At 46.8% G+C, this 2,753-nt stretch carries 2 protein-coding genes and 1 pseudogene; all 3 read left to right on the top strand.

Features of this window, described 5'->3' with window-relative positions; translation table 11 throughout:
• On the top strand, positions 1–644 hold a 644-nt coding region (locus tag ACTJJJ_RS31705; RefSeq protein WP_440703910.1), incomplete at its 5' end, for a T9SS type A sorting domain-containing protein.
• Between the two features lie 523 nt (positions 645–1,167).
• On the top strand, positions 1,168–1,860 hold the full coding sequence (locus tag ACTJJJ_RS31700; RefSeq protein ID WP_440703909.1) for a hypothetical protein: 693 nt from the start codon (positions 1,168–1,170) through the stop codon (positions 1,858–1,860).
• A 75-nt stretch (positions 1,861–1,935) separates the two neighbouring features.
• Positions 1,936–2,753: pseudogene (locus ACTJJJ_RS31695) on the top strand (hypothetical protein); the annotation flags it as partial.

Genomic DNA, 2,753 nt, shown 5'->3' with positions numbered 1-2,753 from the left:
GGTCTGATCCTGCCGCATCGGTCGGCACCCAGGTGTTTAACATCGGAGGAGACTGGACAGATGACGGACTATTCAATACAACAGTATCTTCTGTCAATGTCACTGACATCAACCTGCCCATCACGCTGATCTCCTTCTCGGCAGCAAAAGAGGGCAAAACCGCACTGCTTTCCTGGTCGACCAGTGAAGAAATCAACAGCGACCGATTCGAGATCGAACGCAGTCCCAATGGCAAACAGTGGAATAAAATAGGATCGGTGCCTTCGCACAGGGAAAGCACAACCGTGCAGAACTATTCATTCCCTGATAAGGAACCTCTGACAGGCCAGAACCTTTACCGCTTGAAGATGGTGGACCAGGACAACACGTTCGCGTATAGCGTCATCCGTCGGATCAACACGGAGGGCAGGGGAATTGCCCTTTACCCCAACCCGGCAGCGGATTTTGTCAAACTCGACGGCGTTGAACCAGCCTCGGTCAAAAATGTCGAAATCCTTAGTCACAACGGGACTTCTTTTTATCAATCCGCCGCTGTTTCTACCGAGGGTATCGATGTCAAAAAGCTGGCACCAGGTGCTTATCTTTTGAAAATCACCGACCTGAACGGGGCACTAAACACACAAAAGCTGCTTATTGCAAGATAAGTTTTAGTTGATAATCAATGCCTTTTCTAGTATTACAAAACCGACAGCCCGGCAGGAATCCTGCCGGGCTGTTTTGTTTTAAGTTATCACCAACTCCGCAGGGGCCAACGTTGTTCCGGTTCGAATTACCGCGTGAGATTGGTTTCACAAACCATAGGTTTATTTCAATAATTGCATTCAGTCATTTTTACATTTTCGATTTTAAAATAAAAATTCAATTAGAATAGAGATTTACATTGCTTGGCTAAAATGCAACCAATATCTAATAATTGTGTATTTCAAAACAATTAATTCAAATAGATACCAAAACTCGCCTTGGACATACCAAACATTGTCTAGTTTCATTTCGATTTTAGCACCAATATTTGTAAAAACAAGCCATCATTGTCCCGGTTTAAGATATCAAAATAATCAAAATGCTATTTTTTTACACCAGCTATTCAGCACGCAAATAATTGTTCACGACCAACATCTTACAGTTTAATTAAAAATAAAATAGTTTTCCAAACCAAATCTAAATTCGATGAACACATCTAGACTTTTCTCGAAACTCTTTCTGGGAGTATTGCTGACCAGCTCTTCTGCAATTTACGCACAAGTAAAAGTTGGAGATAATCCAGGCACAATTAATTCCAGTTCTGCCCTGGAAGTTGAGAGTGCTACAAAGGGTCTTTTGCCTCCGCGCGTAAGTATTCCTGATCTGACTCAGGCGGCACCTGTTACAAGTCCCACCGAAGGTTTGCTTGTATACAATACCAACACGACATCCGGAAAAGGCTTTGTCTATTGGGACGGCACTATGTGGCGCCGCTTCCAGCAAACTGCGGGATCATTTAATCTGTCAATCTATGCAGCGGGTAGCCTTTACCTGGGCGATGTAACCGGAACTTCCGATGGTAACCACCAGGTTTTACCTGGATCAAAAGGAGTTTCAGGTGTGGCATGGGGCGGAGGATGGAATACAACTACTGGATCCGCATCGTGGAAAGTGACTTTCACGACCCCGGTACCAACCGGCAAAACCTACTTTGTCATACTGACCCCGAGATCCAGCTCGAATCAGGCACAACCCGGAAACCAGGCAGATTTGGACAACGATATCACGCCTCCGATTATCGTAGGTAAAAACCCCACTGACTTCACCATATTTTGTCAGGAATATGCCGGGACATCACAGCAACTTCTCATGGACTTCGTAGTTCTGGTCGAAAACTAAGACACTTCGTTTGATCCTGGGAAACTCAACATGCAGTGAGGCCAAATTCTAAAAAGCGTATTAAATGAACGAAGTATGAAAAAACTATATGTCCTACTTTTAATGGTGTGTGCCTGGACAGGAGCTTACAGCCAGGGAAGCGGTGTGCATAGTACCAGCCAGGTCCATCCTGGCGGCCACTATGGAGTGTATGGATCGTTGTTATTCAACAGCGGATACCTGGTTACACCCCGGAGCTCACCAACTAATAACGTGTACTTTACCGATGGGTCGGCATACTCGGGAGCATCCGATGGCTCCCATATTGACGGGTATGCCGAGAAAGCCGGCAATACCGCCTTTACATTTCCCATAGGTAACGGCGCGAAACTCCGTACTGCCGGTATATCAGCCCCGGCAGCGGCGGCCAATTTTAAGGCAGCTTATTGGTTTGAGAATCCGAATGCGGCTACATTGCCGGCAGGCGCACCGTTTCCGGTAAGCAATCTGGGGACGGGAGTTAGTGCAGTAAGCAGTCTTGAGTATTGGGATGTGGATGGAGCATTGTCTGTCAATCTCACACTTACCTGGGACGCAGCCAGCAACCTATCCGTTTTGACCTCGGGAACGATTGCCAATTTGGTAGTAGTAGGCTACAACACAACCACAGCTAAATGGGAAAGCCTGGGTAATGCAGGAGGAACAACCGGTGCGCTGGCTACGACTGGTACGATAACCGCAAACGGCGTTACACCTGATAATTATGCAGCATTCACATTTGGGACTAGCGCGGCAGCAACCACCCCTGATCTGCGTCCTTTTACCATCATGCCCAATGTGACCTTTTCGACAACAGAGACCGTCAGGCCTTTCACGGTAAGGCTTCGTAACATGCGCACGGGAACTGTTGCCAG

Origin of the sequence: Dyadobacter sp. 22481, assembly GCF_052044875.1 — a bacterium.
GTDB lineage: Bacteria > Bacteroidota > Bacteroidia > Cytophagales > Spirosomataceae > Dyadobacter > Dyadobacter endophyticus.
The sequence above is the reverse complement of the archived record's forward strand: the minus strand, read 5'-3'. Positions and strand labels throughout refer to the sequence as shown.